This is a genomic window from Desulfovibrio sp. 6_1_46AFAA (assembly GCF_000224635.1).
Taxonomy (GTDB): Bacteria; Desulfobacterota; Desulfovibrionia; order Desulfovibrionales; family Desulfovibrionaceae; genus Desulfovibrio; species Desulfovibrio fairfieldensis.
Window position 1 is genome coordinate 309,341 of record NZ_JH114303.1, and the last position, 16,474, is coordinate 325,814.

Consider the following 16,474-nt stretch of genomic DNA (forward strand, 5'->3'; position numbering starts at 1 on the left):
CGTTAGGGTTTTGCGGCGGCATAGCCGCCGGAGTCAGCGAAAAACCACGTTTTTTCGCAATCAGGCACGAGAAGCGGCCCACCGAGGGCAGGCCCAGTCCCGTTGGCGACGGATGCCGACGCGGACGGACGACAGTCATGGATTGAGCGTACAGGCGGCAAAGTATGTACTTATTAATAGGTCTTGCCATCGTTGCGGCCTCGGTGTTTACCGGCTACACCCTGGCCCACGGCGAATGGGGCGTACTTTTCCAGCCTGCGGAATTCATCATTATTCTGGGGTGCGGTCTGGGCGCGTTCTTTGGTTCCCAGACCAAGTACACTTTCAGCCTGATCGTCAAAAGCCTGAAGCATCTGTTCGCGGACCCCGGCTCCAGCAAATCGCGCTATCTGGAAACCCTGGCCCTGCTTTACGCGCTGTTTTCCAAGATGCACCGCGAAGGCGTCATCAGTATTGAAAGCGACGTGGAAAAGCCGGAAGCCAGTCCCATTTTCAGCAAATACCCCAACGTGTCCAAGGACACCAGGATCGTCAACTTCATCGGCGACACCCTGCGCGTCTACCTGACCACCGGCGACCCGGCGGACATCGACAGCCTCATGGACGTGGACATCGCCACCATGCGCGAGGAAGGCATCCTGCCGGCCCATGCCGTGAGCCACATGGCCGAATCCATGCCGGGCATGGGCATCGTGGCCTGCGTGCTGGGCGTGGTGCTGGCCATGGGCAAGATCAACGAGCCCCCGGAAGTGCTGGGCCACTACATCGGCGCGGCCCTGGTGGGCACGTTTTTCGGCATTCTCTGTTGTTACGGCCTGTTCGGCCCCATGGGCGCCAAGCTGGAAAACTTTGTCTCCGAGGAACATTTTTATTATCATTCCATCAAGGAGGCCGTGGCCGCCGCCATTCGCGGGTCCACCCCCCTGATCGCCGTGGAATACGGCCGCCGGACCATTCCCTATCCGTTCCGGCCCACGTTCGCGGAAATGGAAGAAAAGCTCAAAAACGGCTAGCCCCGAGCCCGGCCGCTCTTCTCGCCGTCGGCGGGAGCCGAGTCCACAGCCGGGCGCGTCCCGGCTTTTGCTTTTTATCGTGAGGAAAAACTATGAGCAGCGCCTGGAAAGTCGCGTACGCCGACTTTGTGACGGCCATGATGGCCTTCTTTCTTCTGCTCTGGGTGCTCAACATGGTGCCCCCGGAGACCAGGGCCGGCCTTGCCGCCTATTTCAGCGGCGAGCGCAACTTTGATTCCAGCTCCACCTCGCCGGTGTCCAACAACCCCTTTATCCAGAACACCGATAAAATCGACACCAGGGATCTCAAGATCAATGAAGTGGAAAAATCCCACTACGCCATTGCCCAGAAAATCAAACAGATGCTCATGGCCGATGCCGTGCCGCAGAGTTCCTCGGGCATCAGCGCCGACGACGTAGGTGTGCAGCTGCGTGTCAATTCCGACGTGATGTTCAAGGCCGGTTCCGTGGATTTTCTGCCTGAAGGCGAAAAAGTGCTGGGCAGCGTCTTGCAGATTCTGAAGGAATACAATCTCTACTTGGTGGTGCGCGGCCATGCCGACAGTACCGAGGCCAGGCCGCCCTATGCCTCGGCCTGGGAGCTCTCCGGCGCCCGAGCCGCGGCGGTGCTGCACTATCTGGCCGACCACGGCGTCAAGCCCACCCGCCTGCGCGGCGTGGCCTACGGCGACACGCGCCCGCTCAAGCCCGGCATCGACGAGGAAAGCCGGGCCGTCAACCGACGGGTGGAGTTTTTTTTCCACCGGCCCGAGGTGATGTCCTACAGCGTCGTGTATTAAGGAAGCGCTGATTAATGATCTTTTTGCCCTCCGCCCGCAGTTCGCCGCCCTTGGCAGAGAACAAAAATTTTCATTAATCAGTGCTTCCTTAAGCGTCTGAAAAAGCAAAGGACCGACATCTGTCGGTCCTTTGCTTTTTCTCATTCACAACTGACGCCCGATGAGTTCCAAACTCACCGCCTACACAAACGAGAGGCTCTGTCCAGGGCGCATGGCAATACAGTCGCAGGCGGGGCAGACCTCGGCCAGCCGGGCCTGGAAGTCCGCGGCGCTCTGGGCCAGCACCGGGAAGGTCCCCCAGTGCATGGGAATGACGGACTTGCAACCCAGCAGTTTACAGGCCATGGCCGCCTGGCGGGCGTCCATGGTGAACACGCCGCCGATGGGCAGCAGGGCCACATCAATATGGTAGAGTTGTCCCCAGAGTTCCATGCCGCTGAAAATGCAGGTGTCGCCCGCGTGGTAGACGACAAGGCCGTCGGGCATCTCAATAATGTAGCCCGCGGGGGCTCCGGAATCGCTGGAATGGAAGGCCTGGGTCATGGTGGCCCTGATGCCCTTGCATTCCATGGTGCCGCCCATGTTGAAGCCGATGCCGTTGAGGATCTGGGCCTGGGGCACGCCCGCCCCCATCAGCTTGTCCGCCGTGCCCACGATGGCCCCGAGCATGGCCCCGGTTTTGCGGCAGATGTTCACGGAATCGCCCACATGGTCTCCGTGGTCGTGGGTGACCAGCACCATGTCCACAGGGCCCAGACTTTCCGCGTTCACTCCGGAAGCGGGCGTAAAAAAGGGATCAATAACCACATGCGCCTGCGGGGCGCTGATCTTGAAGGCCGAATGGCCGTACCAGGTAATCTCGCTCATAGTTTTGCCTCGTAATATTATGCGTCAGCCCAGCGCCCCAGAGAGTGCGCCAGGCCCAGTTGATCGAAAATCCGCCCGCTGGTCTGAAGAAGCAGATCCTCCAGGCTTTGCGGACGCAGGTAAAAACCAGGGGAAAAGGGCATGATCACGGCCCCGGCCTCGCGTAGGGTCAGCATATTGCGCAGATGCACGGCGGAAAGCGGACTTTCACGCGTCACCAGCACCAGGCGCAGGCCTTCCTTGAGGGCCACGTCGCCCGCGCGCTGAAGCAGATTGCGGGTGGCGCCGGAGGCCAGCGCGCCCAGCGTGCCCATGGAACAGGGCACGACGAGCATGGCGGCGGGTTCCGCGCCGTGCCACCAGGAACCGCTGGCCGGACCGGCGGCCAGATTGTCCGGCTCATAAACATAGTCGGCACAGGCGGTCAGCAGTTCCGGCCCTGCCCCGCACTCGGCCCGCAGAACCGCATGCGCGCCCTCTGAGACAACGCAATGGGTCCGCACGCCGGGCATGGCGGCCAGAGCGCGCAACACGCACAAAGCCAGAGGCATGCCGCTGGCCCCGCTGACGCCCACCAGAATGTCGCGCATGCTTTTGTTCTCCTTGCCGTTCATTACAGCGCAAACTCTACGCCGCCCGCGTGCCGCGGAAGCGGCAGCCGTTGGCGGGCCTTGGAGCCGTAGGGATACCGACAGCAATGCTAAAACGCGGTTTAGCGCGGCTGTCGATGCCCGTAAACGCTTTTGGGCTAACGGACGCGGAGTCCACTCACGCGGCCGCCGGAGCAATTCACTCTTTTCAACCGTGAATTACTCTAATCCGTTTTTTCCCATAAAAGCGGCGGGCTGGCAAATGCGGCCCGCGATGTCCGGCGTGGGCTGCCCTGACCGGCCAGGGCAGACGCATCTAATTCCAGGCTTTGCAGGCCTTTTATTTGCCGTGATGATCCGTCAAAACCAGCCTTTTGTGTGCTGGCTGCGTCATCTGGCGCTTTTTGCTGCTCATGTACTTGAGTACGCTCTGCTCTCGATGCCCGTAAGGCTCGCCCAGCTCGCCAACGGGCACGGCCCTTTGGGCCGCCTTCCGGTCGGTTTCCGCGCAAAAAGCGCCATTTTCCTTGCCGGCACGCAAAAATCTTATTTTTTAGGATTCCCCCGGCACCAGCCATCCGCCTGCGCTTCGCTCCGGCGGAGTAAAGGTAGCTTCGCCTCTTTTTGTTCGTTCCCCGATCTATCGGGGAATAAAGGCTTTTTAGATGCGTCTGCCCTGCCTGACCGGCGGGCATGCCTTGACAGAGCCGGATACAAAGCATATCAAGAATATCCTGTGCGCTCGTAGCTCAGTTGGATAGAGCGTTGGCCTCCGGAGCCAAAGGCCGTGAGTTCGAATCTCGCCGGGCGCACCAAAATTCAAGGCGGTCAGCTCTGTAAGCTGACCGCCTTTCTTTCAGGGCTGAAGCGGGGCCTGCGGATTCCCCGCGAAAAACGCGGATGTCTACAAAAAATATCCTGTCCGCGTGTGCGGCGACAGATAGTCTGAAACACGGGAATACCGAAATTTTGTGAAAGATAGGGAAAGATAGGGAAACGGGAAGGCTTGATGGGCGCGGGTTTGTGGATGTCAATAGCCTGAAAAATGCTCAGAGGCGAGAAAGTGCCGCGCGACGCTTAGTTTGAATCAAAACGGGCGTTGCGCCGTTTAGTTTGAAACACGGGGAAAGCCCCGCTTTGTGTCAGAAGTGGCACGGGCGGGGCTTATTTTTTGCGTTCAAGCAAGAGGGCGATCACCCGGATCAGGTTCTTCCATGTCCGGTTTAATGGCGCGTTCTTCATAACGGGCCAGGCGCTCGCGCAGTTCTGCGTTTTTTTTCCAGAGCTGGCGGTTTTCCGCAGCAAGATCGCGCCGTTCCTGGCGCTCAATATCCAATTCGGCCTCCAGCTTGGCGCAACGTGGGCAAGCCACCTGTGGCACGGGTTCCGGGGCAGGCGGAACCGCCGGATGGACAGAGGGTATTGACTGAGCAACGGGTTCGCTGGGGCGCATGGGGCCGCGCCCAAAAAACAGCCAGTCGCTACTTACACCTGAGATTTCAGCGTAAGATTGAATCCAGGCCGGTGGCACGTTGCCCCTCTCCCTAGCTCCATTTACTGACTGCGGGCTGATCCCCAAGACGCGCGCAAGCTCTGAATCAGTCTTTGCGCCTGATGCTTCGAGCAACCTCTCGTAGATAACATCAAACGGTTTCGATCTTTCCACGTCGAACTCCGAAATAAACTCCGAAACGCCCGACGCAAATAAAACTAATAAATAAAATGAATTACATTAAAAATGAAAATATTTAACCCCGAAATAAATTTTCGGTTGAAATTTTTCATTTAAAAACGTAAAACACTCTTGCGGGCGGTTAGTAATTCACTCAGCAAGTTAATCCTACCAGCCGCCCCGCACCAAGGTCAACGTCCACGCCTACGTCAGATTTGGACACGGCAAAGGAAACCTTATGCGTCAAGCCTCCCTCTTTGATCACTGCGCCCCGCTTGCCGGCGCCATGCCCGCCATCAAGGCGGCCATGCGCGCGGTGGCGGGCGCGCCGGAGGGAGACGGCTGCCGGAAGGCGCTGCCCGACAGGCTCAACGCGGTGGCCGGAGCCAGCGGGATACGGCTGACGGCGGGCAATGTCCGGTCCATCAGCAAAGACACCCTGGACAAGTGGTTGTCGCCCTCGGATGAAAGCCACCCTCCGTCCATCCTGGCCGTACTGGCCTTTTATCTGGCCACGGAGGACCCGGCCCCGTTGAGGGCCATGCTCAGAAGCGTGGGGCTGGATCTGATGACCGAGGAAGATCGGCGTTTCAGGGATCTGGGCAAGCTGGACGCGGAGATGCGAGCCGCGCGCAAGCGCAAGAAGGCATTGGAGGCCAGTCTGTAATGAATAACGTTGCCGGAAGCACCATTACCCGCGCCACATGCGGCGAGCGCCGCTGCTTTTACAGCTGGCGCATCCATGAGGCCCTGGCCCGGCGCGGGACCAGTTCCGCAGGATTGGCGCGGGAGCTGGGCATATCCACCGCGGCCATGAGCCGGACGATTACGGGAAAGAGCCACAGCCCGCGCATTCTGGACGCCCTGCGGGATATGGGCGTGCCGGAGAAGTATCTTTTCGACCCCCGGCGGATGGCCGGGAAGGAGGCGGCGTAGCATGAAGGTTGAAGAAGTGTCTATTCGTGCGGCCATCATCAAAGAAAGGGGGATGATCATCTACCTGAACCATGACCGTCCCGACTTTTGGATACAGCTCGGAGAGGGGCTCGGTTGGTGTCGCTTCACCAATAGGAGCCGGCTGCCCCATGAGGAAGAACTGATCCCCATAAAAGGGCTGACGGAAGAGCAAAGGGTCGAGTTCGCAGAGCGGGCGTCCAAGCCCCGCAACACTATAGAAGAAACTTTTGTACCAGTTGAACTACGTCCGGCACATGCCTCAGCCCCAAGTCCAGTAATCGTTTCAGCAAATGTTCTGTGGCGGAAAAAGGAAGCTCTCGAATGCGTGATAAATACGATGTCTTTTCTTGAGGGGCTAGATCAGAGTTGAGGATTGCCCTCTCAATGAGCGCTATGGCCTCAGCATGAAAACGTACCGTGATGGTATTTTTATATGCGGTCAATCCACCTTCTGACATCAAATAATCTTCGCCGGACTGGGTAATACAAAGGCTTGCCACGTTAATCATGGGAAAACTCGCGGAAAAGACAACACTCCCTTTTTCAATAAAGCCGTGGCCCTCAAGGTAGCGAAGATGACGGGCCAATTTCAGTTCATCACCATCAGCCAGTTTTTGTAGAGCCGAAAAATCGCTCGAAGAAAGCGTACAAGGCGACATGGAGGAAAGATACTCAAGTATTTTTACAGTCAGCACCATATCAATGCTCATATTTCCGGCTCCCTTGGCTTTCCCGGAGCGGCTCCGGGACGGAGTGTGTACGAAGGCTCCCACAACCCTACCAGAGGGGCCGGAAACATTAAAGCGGGCCAATCCCGCATGGCTACCGCAGCAGGCTGTCGCTATCCGTAGCGATGCTGTCTTGATCCGTAACACGGCTTCACCGTGAACGGCTCAAGCAAGCCGCTGCGCGGCAACGGCTACCGCGCCCGTGTAGACCCCGACGCAGCCACTTAGTCGGGCGCAGAGCAACAGCGAATTCCGCCCTTCACACCTCGGGCGGGACGCACCCCGGCGCGGCACATGAAGCCGGGGAAAATTTGGAGATGAAGGCATGAAGAATGCTTATACCGCCAGAGAAATTGCTGAAATACGTGGCATGACTGAGAGGGCTGTGCAAATCCAAGCCCACCGCGAAGACTGGCAGTCGCGCCCGCGCGCGGGACGCGGCGGCGGGCATGAGTGGCTGGTGTCCTCCATGCCGGAGGCGACGCGCCTGGCCCTGGCGGCGCACGTCTGCACATCTCGACATCAGCCGGAACCGTGCCGCCTCTCCACGGCCTCCGGCTTAGCCACCCCCGCATCGCCACGAGCCGCCGAGCGCCCTGGAGCGCCTGACGCCCAAAAAGGCGGTGCAGGGGCGGCCCCCTCTTTACTCTCTCTTGCCGGAGCGGCCAAAAAGCGCGCCGAGGCCCGCGCGGCGGTGGTGCTGGCGGCGCGGATGTTTACGGTAAACGCCCGCCTTGCCTATACCCGGGCGCTGGACGCCTTTGCGCAACGCTACAATGCCGGGGAAATCAGCGTGGAGCCCTGGGTGCGCGAGGCATTGCCGGAGGTTTGCCGCAGCTCGCTGATGCGCTGGGACTCACGGGCGCGGAAGGAAGGCGCGGCCTCTCTGGCCGGAAATTACGGGCGGCACCGCAAGGGCAAGGGCGTGATCGACAGCCAGGAGATGGTGGAAAACATCATCCTGGGCATGTTCGCAAGGAATCCGCACGCCAGCGCGCGGGTCATTCATGAACAGATGCAGGCCCTGGCGCACAAGGGCGCGCAGATCGAAATTCCCTCCCTGCGCCGGGTCCAGGCCTGGCTGGCTGAATGGAAACGACAGAACGAGTCAGTAGCGATTTTCATCACGGCTCCAGACCGCTGGCGCGGCAGACTCCAGTCGGCCGCGGGCGACGCTTATGAGCTGATAACAAAATATAACCAACGCTGGGAATACGACGGCACTCCGGCGGACCTGATGCTCAACGACGGCAAACGCTACACCATTGTGGGCATCATCAATGTTTACAGCCGCGAGCTCAAGCTGGAAGTGGCCGAGCGCAGCACGGGGCGGACGGTGGCGAACCTGACGCGGCGCTGCCTGCTGGACTGGGGTGTGCCGGATGAGGCCGTGACAGACAACGGCAAGGAATTTGTGGGCGCGTACATACAGGGCGTCTTCGTTGGCTTGGGCATCATGCCCACCATTCTGCCGCCTTTCAGGCCGGAGCTTAAACCCGCCATTGAGCGCGTCTTCCACACCTTTTCCCATCACCTTCTGCCGATCTACCCCTGTTACCTGGGCCACAATGTGGCGACGCGCCAGGAAATCCGCGAGCGCGAAACATTCGCCAAGCGCCTGATGAACCGCAACAAGCCGCAGGAACTGAGCATGGCCGCCAGTCCTGAAGATCTGCAAAAGTTCTGCGACGAGTGGACGGACAACGTGTACCGCCACAAGCCGCACGGCGGCCTCAAGGGCAAGCTCAAGGGCATGACCCCCTGGGAGGTCCGCCAGGCGTGGGACGGCGAAGTGCGGCGCATCACGCCGGAGCAGGAGCGCGCTCTGGACGTGCTGCTCATGGACTGCGGCTGGCGGAAGATTACCAAGGAGGGCGTCCGTATGGACCGCATGCGCTACGCCCACGCGGCCCTCGGCCCGTATATCGGGCAGCGCGCACAGGTGCGCGTTGACCCCGCTGACCGGACGCGCGCCTGGATATTCAGAGAGGACGAAAACGACGTGCTTCAGTTTGCTTGTCAGGCCGTGGAAATCACCGGCCTGGCCGCCGAGGAGCGTGCCGGGCTCGCCAGAGACATGCGGCGCAGCCAGCGGGCCTATGTGCTCGGTGAAAAGCGCAGGCTGGACAAGGCCGCCGAAGCCGCAAACGCCAAAAACGCGCATCAGGACATTATGGATATGTTCCGGGATCGCGCGGCAGTCATTGAGGCCAATACGGAGCCCGCCGGGCATGAGGTTGTGGCGCATGAGAGCCCGGCGCTCGCCTCGGCGGCCGAAGCCGCAAGTATTGTGAACAGGGTCGCGCCCGTGCATGGCGGGGCCACGGCCGATGCCGCGCGCGCCCTGGCGCAGGAGGCGATAGCCCAGGAAGACAGAATTACGGACTGGCTGCCCGCCACTCGACAGAAGAAATACGAACTTTATTGCGAGCTGCGGGAAAGGGCGCAACGTGGTGAGGAGCTCCCGCCCAGGCAGCGGGAATGGATGGAAATTTTTTCAGGCAGCAACATCTGCAAGGGCTTCGCCATGCTGGAGCCTCTGCGCCAGGCCGTCAACGAATAATAAAACAGGACGCGCCCGCACACGTCATCGGACACGCCCTGTACAAAGGAGGTTTTTATAATGGTTGCAACACCCACGAATGTCAATCTGTCCGGCAAAGCGCCGCTGGCCAACGTGGGGCTGACCCTGGGCGCGCTGAGCGGGGCCATGAAACGCCCGGCGCATCTGCCCGGCATTGTGGTGCTGTACGGGCCTTCCGGCCTGGGCAAAAGCACGGCGGCCACCGTCGCCACCGTGCAGCTGCAAGCCTACTACGTGCAGGCCAAGTCCTCATGGACGCGCAAGGCCGTGTATCAGTCCATTCTCAAGGTCATGGGCATTGTACCCGCCAAAACCATCTACGAGATGGAAGAACAGGTTGCCGGGCAGCTCGCCGCCAGCCGCCGCCCGCTGATCGTGGATGAATGCGATCACCTGGTGGCCAAGGGCAGCATTGAGATTGTGCGGGATATTTACGAGGCCAGCGGCGCGGCCATCCTGCTGATCGGCGAGGAACATCTGCCCGCCAGTCTGTCCCGCTGGGAGCGCATCCACAATCGAGTACTGGAATGGGTGCCCGCGCAATACGCTGACATGGATGACGCCCGCGCCCTGCGCGACCTCTATTGCGACCGCGTGGCCGTGGCGGACGATCTGCTGGCACATATCCACGGGGGCAGCAAGGGCGTGGCCCGGCGCATCTGCGTCAATCTGGAGCGGGCGCAGCAGGCCGGTCTGGAACTGGGCCGCAAGGAAATCGGCCTGGCCGCCTGGGGCAAGCGTGACCTGTACACGGGCGATGCCCCGGTGAGGACACGCTGATGAGCGCCCGACGGAAAGCCCGTCTTGTCCCTGCGGGCAGGCTGACCACCAGGGAAAAACTCTGGGCGGCCATGCGCGAGCTGAAACACTTCACTGTGCCGGAACTGGCACGCGCCGCCGGAGTGGACCGCCATGCCTACAACATCAGGGATTATCTTCTGGGACTGGTCCGTGCGGACATCCTTTTCGCGAAGCCTCCCGCCTCGCCCGGTTGCTTCACGGTATACCGCCTGCAGCGCGATCTGGGCGTGGACGCGCCCCGTGTGCGCCGGGACGGTAGCATACCGCGGGAAAGCGCGCAGAGCCGCATGTGGAAGTCCATGAAAATTCTGCGCGTGTTCAGCGTGCGGGATCTGGTGGTGCATGCGGCCCTGCCGGAAGCGCCCATAGCGCCCGGCGCGGCGCTCAGATACTGCCAGTGGCTTGCGCGCGGCGGCTATCTCACGCCTCTGCCCCGCGAAAAAGGCGATGTGGCCCGTTATCGCTTCATCCGCGACACCGGGGCCAAAGCCCCGCAGATCCTGAGCGTCAAACAACTCTTTGACGCCAATACCGGCGAAATCGTGGTCGGGCAGGACATCCAGAGCGCCCTGGACGACGCGGAAGGCGCGTCATGCTGAGGCAAGGCAATGTGGACAAGGCCCGCGCGGCCTGGGGCGCGGATTTGCCCGAATGGGTGCTGCGCCTGGCCGAAACCTGCGACGCGCACGGCGTGCGCGGAACGGCGGCCAAGCTCAGGACAAGCCCGGCCCTGCTGAGTCTTGCCATCAATCATAAACACCATTCCAGTTACGGCTTTGTGGAGCAGCGCACGCGCGCCATGCTCATGGCCGAAATTCTGGAATGTCCGGCCCTGGGGCTGATCAGCGCGGCGCAGTGCCGCGAGGAACAGCGGAAACCGTTTACATCCGTGAACCCTCTGGCCGTGGCTGTTTACCGGGCCTGCCGCAACGGCTGCCGCCACTATCTGTCAAAGGAGAAAAACCATGCTGCATGAGGAATTGCAAAGCATCCGCTCGGCTCTCGGCGAGGTGATGGGCAGACTGGACCCGGACAACGCGGACCTGGTGCGCCGGTGTCGCCGGAATCTGGACGCCGCGGCGGATCAAGCCAGGGAGCTGGAAAAACGGCTGATCCCGGACAGCGCGGTCCGGCTGATGGACCGCCCGCCGCTGAGCGCGGAGCAGGCCTCTGGCGGGTGCGCGTAATGGCGCGGCATAAACCTGATCCCCTGATTGTGGCCAGTCTGGAGGAGGCCACGGCGGCCGTGGGCGAGATCGCCGCCCTGGACCGCAAGGTGCAGGCCATTGAGGCCGACATGCAGGCGGAAATCGACGCGGCAAAGGCTGCGGCCAAAGCGCGGGCGGAGGGCTTGCGGATGCGCCGCAAGGAGCTGGCCGACGCCGTGGGCGTGTTCGCCAAGCTGAACAAGGGCACGCTCTTCCGTGAGGCCCGGACCCTGGATCTGGGCTATGGCAAGATCGGCTTTCGGCTCTCCACGCCCTCCATTGTGCTGGAGCGCGGCGTCACTGAGGCCATGAGCCTGGACAAACTGCGCGAGCTGGGGCTGACCGACGGCATCCGTCTCAAGGAGGAGCTGGCCAGGGACGTGCTGCTGGGCTGGCCGGACGAGCGTCTTGCCTTGGTGGGTGTGAAGCGCCAGCAGCGTGATGCGTTTTTCATCGATACCGCAAAGGAAAAACTGCCGGAGGAGGCATAATGCGAAACCGTCCGCCCGTGGAATAGGGGCGTCGCCGGAGCGTGGCGGTTCCGGCCTATCTCTGCTGTCGGTATCCGTAAGGGGGCTTTGCCGCCCAACGGCTACCGCGACGAGCAGCCAATAAAAAAGGGGGGCCGAAGCCCCCTAGATGAAGGATTATTCTATGTCATCCAATGTCACCGCGCAGGCGAACAATATCGCTCCCAAGCCTTCACGGCTGTCAAGCGGAAGCTCCAGCGTTTCGTCGCGCGGCAGCGCGTTAAGAAGATCGCACAAAAACATCAGTGTGTTTCTGACGTCAGATATCCGATCTCCTGGGTGGTCGTTTTTATCTCTGAACCGCATGCTACACCCCCAGGGCCGTGGCGCGGAGCAGGAGCTTGCGCAGGTACTGACGGCTGATGCCCAGGCAGCGGGCCGCGTCGGCCTTGGTCAGGCCTTTTTCAAGATACCCCTTGGCGCGGGTGACGAGGCGCAGGCCGTCGCGCCGTTCGGCCAGCCGCTTGCCCTCCTTCATGCCGGAGAGGTAAGCCGCCTGCCGCTCCAGCTTGGCGGCGGGCAGGGCCAGGGCCTCGTCCCGGCCTTGGGCATAGCCCGCCTGTCGGGCCAGTTCCAGAGCCTGCGCGGCCCGTTCACGCCGCAGACGGCGCAGCAGCAGGGCCACGCGGGCGCGGAATTTCTTGGCCTCATTGGTGCGGGCCAGCATGGAGAGGATATAGACGCCTTCTTCGGAAAAGGCGCGTGTTTCATAGGACTTACCGTCAGTTGCGATTGTTTTGATCGCAACTGCGTAATGCTTCAATTCACTTTGATTCTTACGGAAAAGCAGATTGATGGAATCGGCAGGATTGCCATAGCCCAGATGCCTGCCCACCTCTTCGGCGGTGAACAGGATTTCGCCGTTTTCTTCAATGAAATTAAGCTCTTTTCCCTTGTCAAAGACCGTAAGATCAGATACTGTGTTTACAGCCATTTCACTACCTCCGATGTAGTGTTTCGGTTAGGCTTCAAGTGGTATTCGCAGTACTACTTGGAGCCGTTTTCTTTTTCTTCCCTGTTCCAGTTCGGATACAATTTATCAAGCGCATCAAGAATTAGTTGCTTGATGGTTCGGCGCTGTTTCGCGGCCAGCTGCTTGATTTTCGCATGCTCTTCCTCTGTGACAGGGAACGCCACATTTTTTCTCTGCATCACACCTCCTTCGGAAAACATAAAAACATGTTTTTATGTTTCGTCAAGAAAAATTTTCAAACTAAACGTCGCCAATGAAAAAAAGCCCCGCACAGGGCGGGGCGCAAAAAAACTATTTAGGGATGATGGTTTCCGGGTAGCAACGGCAACGGGCTTTGGCCCCGGCATGGCCGCCTGGCGGCTCTTCGTCCCAAGAAAAGCGATGCCCATTATTGTTGGCGCAGCGTTCGCATACCGTGCCATCAACGATAGACCGCCAAATGTAGCCGGGGCTGTCGACGCTTTTGGCGTTGCGCTTTTCTTGGGCAAAAACAGAACGGGCTTCGGCTGCGGTGCTCACACCCCCGGAACAGGTGGAATTATTATCTTTCTGTTTCTGTCCGCATTCAGGGCAGACATTAACTTTCAACGGCAAACGTGCATCACATTCTGGACAATTCTTCGTGGAATATGGCGCGGGCTTACCTTTTTTCACCCCAGCTACCGGGAAGTATTCATTTTTTCCCTTCCCGCACAACAGTGCAATACCCGCCACCACCATCAGAATGCCGATGATCAGAACAGCTTTAGCGCCTTCCCCTGTCTGCGTTCCTGCCGCCGGGAAGATACTTATCAGCCCCAGCAATACTCCAAGTACTATAAATATCCAGGCCATAATCCGTTTAAGACGCGTGACCATGCCCTCCCTCCCTATTTATATATAATTTTCAATACGTCCACACAAAAGTCAATAAGCGCCATAGGGAGTTAGCTATGGACAAGCGCAAAATCACCGCCTCCTGCCTATTGAAAATTCATGGCCGCGCCGTGCGCGTGCAGCTTTCCCCGGCCGCCATCTACGGCGGACCGGAAGGCGCGTACCGGGTGCGCGTCAACCGGATCTGGCGCAACGGCTATGACGGCAATCCCCTCTTTGTGGACCGGGCGGCCCTGTCCGCTCTGCTGGCCGACGCCCTGTGCGGCGTGCCGCTGCTGGACGCACCCTCGCCGGACCTGCCCTGCGATGCGCGCATATGCGTAAACATCCGGCGGGGAGAGGATGTTTACGAAACGGCCGAGGGCTGGACGTACTCAATGCCCATCCGGGCCGATGACGGCCAGTGGTATGTCTTGGTCAGCGCGCAGGGGCGCCGCTTCTTCGCCAACTGCGCGGATGTGCGCCTGCTGCCGCCCGCCGCCCAGCCGGGCCGCGTGCGCCGGTCCCGGGGGCGCTGATGGCCGCCCGCGTTATCAATTTCGCAACCGGCAGAGATCTGGAGCGCCCTGCCCCGGAACAGAAGCCTGACCCGCCTCTGGCCATTGATGCTGTCCTGTTCCGTAACACGGCTTTCGCCGTGAACGGCTCAGACAAGCAGGCCCGGCCCGCTGACGGCTGCCGCAAGCCCGCTCCGGCCGGAAGAAAACGCGGCACGGAGGCTGCCGAACAGCGGAAAGTCCTGCTGGCGAAAATCCATGTGGCCAAGAAGCAGCTCGGCCTGACGGAAGAGGAATACCGCGCCCTGCTGGACGGCCATTTCGGCGCGGCCAGCGCCGCCGACCTGGGGCTGACCGATCTCAAGCGCCTGGTGCTGGTCCTGGTCGGCTACGGCTTCAAACCCTCCAAAGGCCACGCCCGGCGGGGCGTCAGCCGGAAAAGAGAGACCCCGGCTACCTTGACCAATGATAACGATAATCTGGGCCGGGAACCCCTGATGAAAAAGATTGAGGCGCAGCTTACCGAAAAGGGCCGCGCGGAGGGCACGGACGTGCCCTGGGGCTATGCCGTGGCCATCCTCAAACGCCAGTCCGGCGGCGTCACGCGCTGCTTTGAGCACGCCACGCCCGAGCAGTTGCGCGGGGTCATTGCCGCCCTGACCCGCGACGCCCGGAGAAACGGACGGAGGGCCTACTGATGTCCACCACCTGGATCAGCTACGGGGAGTTGGCCGATATTGTCGGCTTTGACGCGGCCTCCGTGCTGACGCGCCTGCGCGGCGGCGTCTCACTCTACATTCCCGTGCGCGCCGCTCCGGAAGCCGAATTAGCCCCCATCATCGGCCTGCCCGCCCTGCGTTCCCTGTGCGCGGCCTACGGCGGCACAAGCATCACCGTGCCCAACGGACGCAGGGAAGCCCCCAAAAAGACGGACGCGCTTGCCTTACTTGACATGGGCTGTTCGCCGGGGGATATTGCCCTGCAACTGGGCCTGACGGAACGTTATGTGCGGCATCTTGCCGCCACAGCCAGGCCCAGGGCGCGACAGCTTTCTCTTTTCTAAAAAACTTTCCCCTGAAATTGTTCAGGGTATTTCTTCAGACCCTCCCACGGCATACCAGCCGCAGGAGGGTTTTTCATGTCCGCTCTTTTCAGCATCCCCACAACGCCCCTGATTGCCCAGCTCAAGCGCCAGGAAGGCTTCCGAGCCGTGCCTTATCTCTGTACGGCCAGGGCCTGCACCATCGGCTACGGCACCAACCTTCAGGCCCATCCGCAATACATCCCGTATCCCGATCTGGAATGTGCCGCCCGTTCCGGCCGCCTGAAGGGCCTGCTCTTGCGCAACGCCCTGCGGGCGCGCGGCATGCGCTGGAACGAAGAAGAGGCCGCGACCGCCCTGCATGAGGAAGTGAACGCCTGCAAGCGGCAGCTGGCGGCCCGCTGCCCGGAATTCGTGCGCCTGGCCGAGATCGGGGAAGTCCCCCGCGCCGAGGTCCTGCTGAACATGGCCTTCAACATGGGCGTGGACGGTTTGCTCCGCTTCAAGAACACCCTGGCCATGCTGCGCGCGGCCATTAGCGATGCTGTCGCCATCCGTAATGCCGCTGACGCGGCAAACGGCTGCCGCGAGGATCACGCCTCCTATGCCCGCGTGGCCGACGGCATGCTCAATTCCCTGTGGGCCAACCAGGTCGGCCGACGCGCCGATGAGCTGGCCCGCCAGATGCGCACCGGGGCATATTTATGAGCGCCCGCGCGGCCCTGGCTGACGCCCTGCAATGCCAGGACGGGGGCTGGTCCTGCATGCGGATTACCACCCTGCTGGTCTGCGTGGTGGTGCTGGGCATGTGGGTGGCCTTCTGCTTCATCGAGGGCCGCTTTGTGCCCATCAGCTGGGAAATGGTGACGCTGGTGGCGGGCTCCCAGGGAGCCAAGGCCGCGCAACTGCGCTTTGAGCTGGGGCGCGGCGGTCTGGCCTCCTATGATCCTTCCGAGGGGGAGGGGTTGCGATGAGGGTATTTGTCCTGGTGCTGATCGGCGTACTGGTCATCGGCGGCGCTTTCGCCGTGCAACACATGCGCCTCCAGCGGGCCAAATCCAGCATTGCTCTGCTGGAAAAGGATCTGGCCGCCGCCCGCAAGGAGGCCGCCGCCTGGAAACTGACGGCGGACCAGGCCCGCGCCGGGCAGACGGCCTTGGCCGGACAGGCCCAGGCCTGCCTTGACCGGGAAAGCGCGGCCCAGGCTGACGCGGACCAATGGCAGGCCATCCTGACCGAAATGCGAACCCGTGACCTCAGCGACGCGGAAAAAACAGGAGTGCCGGACGATGCGACGCGCCGCGCTTTGCTTACTGATCTTGACCGGCCTCTATAG

24 protein-coding genes and 1 tRNA gene are annotated in these 16,474 nt (G+C 61.1%); 18 read left to right on the forward strand and 7 right to left on the reverse strand.

All coding sequences use genetic code 11. The annotated features are described in order from the left end of the window. Positions 1-164: 164 nt before the first annotated feature. On the forward strand, positions 165-1,013 hold the full coding sequence (motA, locus tag HMPREF1022_RS11115; protein ID WP_008682633.1) for a flagellar motor stator protein MotA: 849 nt from the start codon (positions 165-167) through the stop codon (positions 1,011-1,013). A 92-nt stretch (positions 1,014-1,105) separates the two neighbouring features. Continuing rightward, on the forward strand, positions 1,106-1,813 hold the full coding sequence (locus HMPREF1022_RS11120; protein ID WP_008682636.1) for an OmpA/MotB family protein: 708 nt from the start codon (positions 1,106-1,108) through the stop codon (positions 1,811-1,813). 180 nt (positions 1,814-1,993) lie between these two features. Here the strand turns inward: HMPREF1022_RS11120 and HMPREF1022_RS11125 are convergent, their stop codons facing one another. Continuing rightward, positions 1,994-2,680: a metal-dependent hydrolase gene (locus HMPREF1022_RS11125; RefSeq protein WP_009303166.1), complete on the reverse strand. Its 687-nt coding sequence runs from the start codon at positions 2,678-2,680 to the stop codon at positions 1,994-1,996. A gap of 17 nt (positions 2,681-2,697) precedes the next feature. After that, positions 2,698-3,270 carry a UbiX family flavin prenyltransferase gene (locus tag HMPREF1022_RS11130; RefSeq protein WP_009303167.1) on the reverse strand — a complete coding sequence of 191 codons (573 nt, stop codon included), beginning with the start codon at positions 3,268-3,270 and terminating at the stop codon, positions 2,698-2,700. On the opposite strand from HMPREF1022_RS11130, the gene HMPREF1022_RS18625 reads away from it, so the two are divergent. Together HMPREF1022_RS18625 and HMPREF1022_RS11140 are read left to right on the forward strand one after the other, a co-directional pair. After that, positions 3,269-4,018, forward strand: coding sequence for a hypothetical protein (locus HMPREF1022_RS18625; RefSeq protein ID WP_198005369.1), 750 nt, complete (start codon positions 3,269-3,271; stop codon positions 4,016-4,018). The genes HMPREF1022_RS11130 and HMPREF1022_RS18625 overlap by 2 nt on opposite strands. Continuing rightward, a tRNA-Arg gene (locus HMPREF1022_RS11140) sits at positions 4,009-4,085 on the forward strand. The genes HMPREF1022_RS18625 and HMPREF1022_RS11140 overlap by 10 nt, the downstream gene beginning before the upstream one ends. Before the next feature lie 362 nt (positions 4,086-4,447). Here HMPREF1022_RS11140 and HMPREF1022_RS17455 read toward each other — a convergent pair. Further along, entirely contained in the window at positions 4,448-4,936 is a 489-nt protein-coding gene (locus HMPREF1022_RS17455; RefSeq protein ID WP_083823294.1) for a helix-turn-helix domain-containing protein, read from the reverse strand. Positions 4,937-5,180: 244 nt separating this feature from the next. On the opposite strand from HMPREF1022_RS17455, the gene HMPREF1022_RS11150 reads away from it, so the two are divergent. Further along, positions 5,181-5,609 carry a hypothetical protein gene (locus tag HMPREF1022_RS11150; protein WP_009303169.1) on the forward strand — a complete coding sequence of 143 codons (429 nt, stop codon included), beginning with the start codon at positions 5,181-5,183 and terminating at the stop codon, positions 5,607-5,609. Beyond that, positions 5,609-5,878 carry a helix-turn-helix domain-containing protein gene (locus tag HMPREF1022_RS11155; protein ID WP_009303170.1) on the forward strand — a complete coding sequence of 90 codons (270 nt, stop codon included), beginning with the start codon at positions 5,609-5,611 and terminating at the stop codon, positions 5,876-5,878. Before HMPREF1022_RS11150 ends, HMPREF1022_RS11155 begins: the two co-directional genes overlap by 1 nt. Before the next feature lie 233 nt (positions 5,879-6,111). Here HMPREF1022_RS11155 and HMPREF1022_RS18205 read toward each other — a convergent pair whose 3' ends face one another. Next, positions 6,112-6,609 carry a hypothetical protein gene (locus tag HMPREF1022_RS18205; protein ID WP_009303172.1) on the reverse strand — a complete coding sequence of 166 codons (498 nt, stop codon included), beginning with the start codon at positions 6,607-6,609 and terminating at the stop codon, positions 6,112-6,114. A gap of 388 nt (positions 6,610-6,997) precedes the next feature. Here HMPREF1022_RS18205 and HMPREF1022_RS11165 point away from each other — a divergent pair, with 388 nt between their 5' ends. Genes HMPREF1022_RS11165 through HMPREF1022_RS11190 form a run of 6 tightly spaced genes read left to right on the forward strand, consistent with a single transcriptional unit; the run spans position 6,998 to position 11,711 of the window. Further along, a complete protein-coding gene (locus HMPREF1022_RS11165) occupies positions 6,998-9,190 on the forward strand; it encodes a Mu transposase C-terminal domain-containing protein (protein WP_198005370.1) in 2,193 nt (730 codons plus the stop codon). 60 nt (positions 9,191-9,250) lie between these two features. Further along, the gene (locus HMPREF1022_RS11170) at positions 9,251-9,991 is read left to right on the forward strand and encodes an AAA family ATPase (RefSeq protein WP_009303174.1); all 741 of its coding nucleotides are present in this window, start codon (positions 9,251-9,253) and stop codon (positions 9,989-9,991) included. Continuing rightward, positions 9,991-10,611: a hypothetical protein gene (locus HMPREF1022_RS11175; protein ID WP_009303175.1), complete on the forward strand. Its 621-nt coding sequence runs from the start codon at positions 9,991-9,993 to the stop codon at positions 10,609-10,611. Before HMPREF1022_RS11170 ends, HMPREF1022_RS11175 begins: the two co-directional genes overlap by 1 nt. Next, positions 10,605-10,988, forward strand: a complete 384-nt coding sequence (locus tag HMPREF1022_RS11180) for a hypothetical protein (protein WP_009303176.1) — start codon at positions 10,605-10,607, stop codon at positions 10,986-10,988. The genes HMPREF1022_RS11175 and HMPREF1022_RS11180 overlap by 7 nt, the downstream gene beginning before the upstream one ends. Then, entirely contained in the window at positions 10,978-11,199 is a 222-nt protein-coding gene (locus HMPREF1022_RS11185) for a hypothetical protein (protein WP_009303177.1), read from the forward strand. Before HMPREF1022_RS11180 ends, HMPREF1022_RS11185 begins: the two co-directional genes overlap by 11 nt. Next, positions 11,199-11,711 carry a host-nuclease inhibitor Gam family protein gene (locus HMPREF1022_RS11190; RefSeq protein WP_009303178.1) on the forward strand — a complete coding sequence of 171 codons (513 nt, stop codon included), beginning with the start codon at positions 11,199-11,201 and terminating at the stop codon, positions 11,709-11,711. The genes HMPREF1022_RS11185 and HMPREF1022_RS11190 overlap by 1 nt, the downstream gene beginning before the upstream one ends. 346 nt (positions 11,712-12,057) lie before the next feature. Here the strand turns inward: HMPREF1022_RS11190 and HMPREF1022_RS11195 are convergent, their stop codons facing one another. The 3 genes from HMPREF1022_RS11195 to HMPREF1022_RS17460 form a co-directional block, all read right to left on the reverse strand. Further along, positions 12,058-12,684: a BRO-N domain-containing protein gene (locus HMPREF1022_RS11195; protein ID WP_009303179.1), complete on the reverse strand. Its 627-nt coding sequence runs from the start codon at positions 12,682-12,684 to the stop codon at positions 12,058-12,060. Between the two features lie 53 nt (positions 12,685-12,737). Next, on the reverse strand, positions 12,738-12,902 hold the full coding sequence (locus tag HMPREF1022_RS18630; protein ID WP_009303180.1) for a hypothetical protein: 165 nt from the start codon (positions 12,900-12,902) through the stop codon (positions 12,738-12,740). Positions 12,903-13,014: 112 nt separating this feature from the next. Further along, the gene (locus HMPREF1022_RS17460; RefSeq protein WP_009303181.1) at positions 13,015-13,581 is read right to left on the reverse strand and encodes a phage minor head protein; all 567 of its coding nucleotides are present in this window, start codon (positions 13,579-13,581) and stop codon (positions 13,015-13,017) included. A gap of 74 nt (positions 13,582-13,655) precedes the next feature. On the opposite strand from HMPREF1022_RS17460, the gene HMPREF1022_RS11200 reads away from it, so the two are divergent. The 6 genes from HMPREF1022_RS11200 (at position 13,656) to HMPREF1022_RS16640 (ending at position 16,474) form a co-directional block, all read left to right on the forward strand. Beyond that, positions 13,656-14,117, forward strand: coding sequence for a hypothetical protein (locus tag HMPREF1022_RS11200; RefSeq protein ID WP_009303182.1), 462 nt, complete (start codon positions 13,656-13,658; stop codon positions 14,115-14,117). After that, positions 14,117-14,794, forward strand: a complete 678-nt coding sequence (locus tag HMPREF1022_RS11205; protein ID WP_009303183.1) for a regulatory protein GemA — start codon at positions 14,117-14,119, stop codon at positions 14,792-14,794. Before HMPREF1022_RS11200 ends, HMPREF1022_RS11205 begins: the two co-directional genes overlap by 1 nt. Next, positions 14,794-15,159 carry a hypothetical protein gene (locus HMPREF1022_RS11210; protein WP_009303184.1) on the forward strand — a complete coding sequence of 122 codons (366 nt, stop codon included), beginning with the start codon at positions 14,794-14,796 and terminating at the stop codon, positions 15,157-15,159. Before HMPREF1022_RS11205 ends, HMPREF1022_RS11210 begins: the two co-directional genes overlap by 1 nt. A gap of 75 nt (positions 15,160-15,234) precedes the next feature. Then, positions 15,235-15,846 carry a glycoside hydrolase family protein gene (locus tag HMPREF1022_RS11215; protein WP_009303185.1) on the forward strand — a complete coding sequence of 204 codons (612 nt, stop codon included), beginning with the start codon at positions 15,235-15,237 and terminating at the stop codon, positions 15,844-15,846. Then, positions 15,843-16,112 (forward strand): hypothetical protein, encoded by a 270-nt coding sequence (locus HMPREF1022_RS11220; RefSeq protein WP_009303186.1) that lies wholly within the window; start codon positions 15,843-15,845, stop codon positions 16,110-16,112. Before HMPREF1022_RS11215 ends, HMPREF1022_RS11220 begins: the two co-directional genes overlap by 4 nt. After that, positions 16,109-16,474, forward strand: a complete 366-nt coding sequence (locus HMPREF1022_RS16640) for a hypothetical protein (RefSeq protein WP_009303187.1) — start codon at positions 16,109-16,111, stop codon at positions 16,472-16,474. The genes HMPREF1022_RS11220 and HMPREF1022_RS16640 overlap by 4 nt, the downstream gene beginning before the upstream one ends.

Coding starts and splice junctions, on each gene's coding strand:
- motA (WP_008682633.1), top strand. CDS start 165: ATGTACTTATTAATAGGTCTTGCCATCGTTGCGGCCTCGGTGTTTACC.
- HMPREF1022_RS11120 (WP_008682636.1), top strand. CDS start 1,106: ATGAGCAGCGCCTGGAAAGTCGCGTACGCCGACTTTGTGACGGCCATG.
- HMPREF1022_RS11125 (WP_009303166.1), bottom strand. CDS start 2,680: ATGAGCGAGATTACCTGGTACGGCCATTCGGCCTTCAAGATCAGCGCC.
- HMPREF1022_RS18625 (WP_198005369.1), top strand. CDS start 3,269: ATGCTTTTGTTCTCCTTGCCGTTCATTACAGCGCAAACTCTACGCCGC.
- HMPREF1022_RS11130 (WP_009303167.1), bottom strand. CDS start 3,270: ATGCGCGACATTCTGGTGGGCGTCAGCGGGGCCAGCGGCATGCCTCTG.
- HMPREF1022_RS11150 (WP_009303169.1), top strand. CDS start 5,181: ATGCGTCAAGCCTCCCTCTTTGATCACTGCGCCCCGCTTGCCGGCGCC.
- HMPREF1022_RS11155 (WP_009303170.1), top strand. CDS start 5,609: ATGAATAACGTTGCCGGAAGCACCATTACCCGCGCCACATGCGGCGAG.
- HMPREF1022_RS18205 (WP_009303172.1), bottom strand. CDS start 6,609: ATGAGCATTGATATGGTGCTGACTGTAAAAATACTTGAGTATCTTTCC.
- HMPREF1022_RS11165 (WP_198005370.1), top strand. CDS start 6,998: ATGACTGAGAGGGCTGTGCAAATCCAAGCCCACCGCGAAGACTGGCAG.
- HMPREF1022_RS11170 (WP_009303174.1), top strand. CDS start 9,251: ATGGTTGCAACACCCACGAATGTCAATCTGTCCGGCAAAGCGCCGCTG.
- HMPREF1022_RS11175 (WP_009303175.1), top strand. CDS start 9,991: ATGAGCGCCCGACGGAAAGCCCGTCTTGTCCCTGCGGGCAGGCTGACC.
- HMPREF1022_RS11180 (WP_009303176.1), top strand. CDS start 10,605: ATGCTGAGGCAAGGCAATGTGGACAAGGCCCGCGCGGCCTGGGGCGCG.
- HMPREF1022_RS11185 (WP_009303177.1), top strand. CDS start 10,978: ATGCTGCATGAGGAATTGCAAAGCATCCGCTCGGCTCTCGGCGAGGTG.
- HMPREF1022_RS11190 (WP_009303178.1), top strand. CDS start 11,199: ATGGCGCGGCATAAACCTGATCCCCTGATTGTGGCCAGTCTGGAGGAG.
- HMPREF1022_RS11195 (WP_009303179.1), bottom strand. CDS start 12,684: ATGGCTGTAAACACAGTATCTGATCTTACGGTCTTTGACAAGGGAAAA.
- HMPREF1022_RS18630 (WP_009303180.1), bottom strand. CDS start 12,902: ATGCAGAGAAAAAATGTGGCGTTCCCTGTCACAGAGGAAGAGCATGCG.
- HMPREF1022_RS17460 (WP_009303181.1), bottom strand. CDS start 13,581: ATGGTCACGCGTCTTAAACGGATTATGGCCTGGATATTTATAGTACTT.
- HMPREF1022_RS11200 (WP_009303182.1), top strand. CDS start 13,656: ATGGACAAGCGCAAAATCACCGCCTCCTGCCTATTGAAAATTCATGGC.
- HMPREF1022_RS11205 (WP_009303183.1), top strand. CDS start 14,117: ATGGCCGCCCGCGTTATCAATTTCGCAACCGGCAGAGATCTGGAGCGC.
- HMPREF1022_RS11210 (WP_009303184.1), top strand. CDS start 14,794: ATGTCCACCACCTGGATCAGCTACGGGGAGTTGGCCGATATTGTCGGC.
- HMPREF1022_RS11215 (WP_009303185.1), top strand. CDS start 15,235: ATGTCCGCTCTTTTCAGCATCCCCACAACGCCCCTGATTGCCCAGCTC.
- HMPREF1022_RS11220 (WP_009303186.1), top strand. CDS start 15,843: ATGAGCGCCCGCGCGGCCCTGGCTGACGCCCTGCAATGCCAGGACGGG.
- HMPREF1022_RS16640 (WP_009303187.1), top strand. CDS start 16,109: ATGAGGGTATTTGTCCTGGTGCTGATCGGCGTACTGGTCATCGGCGGC.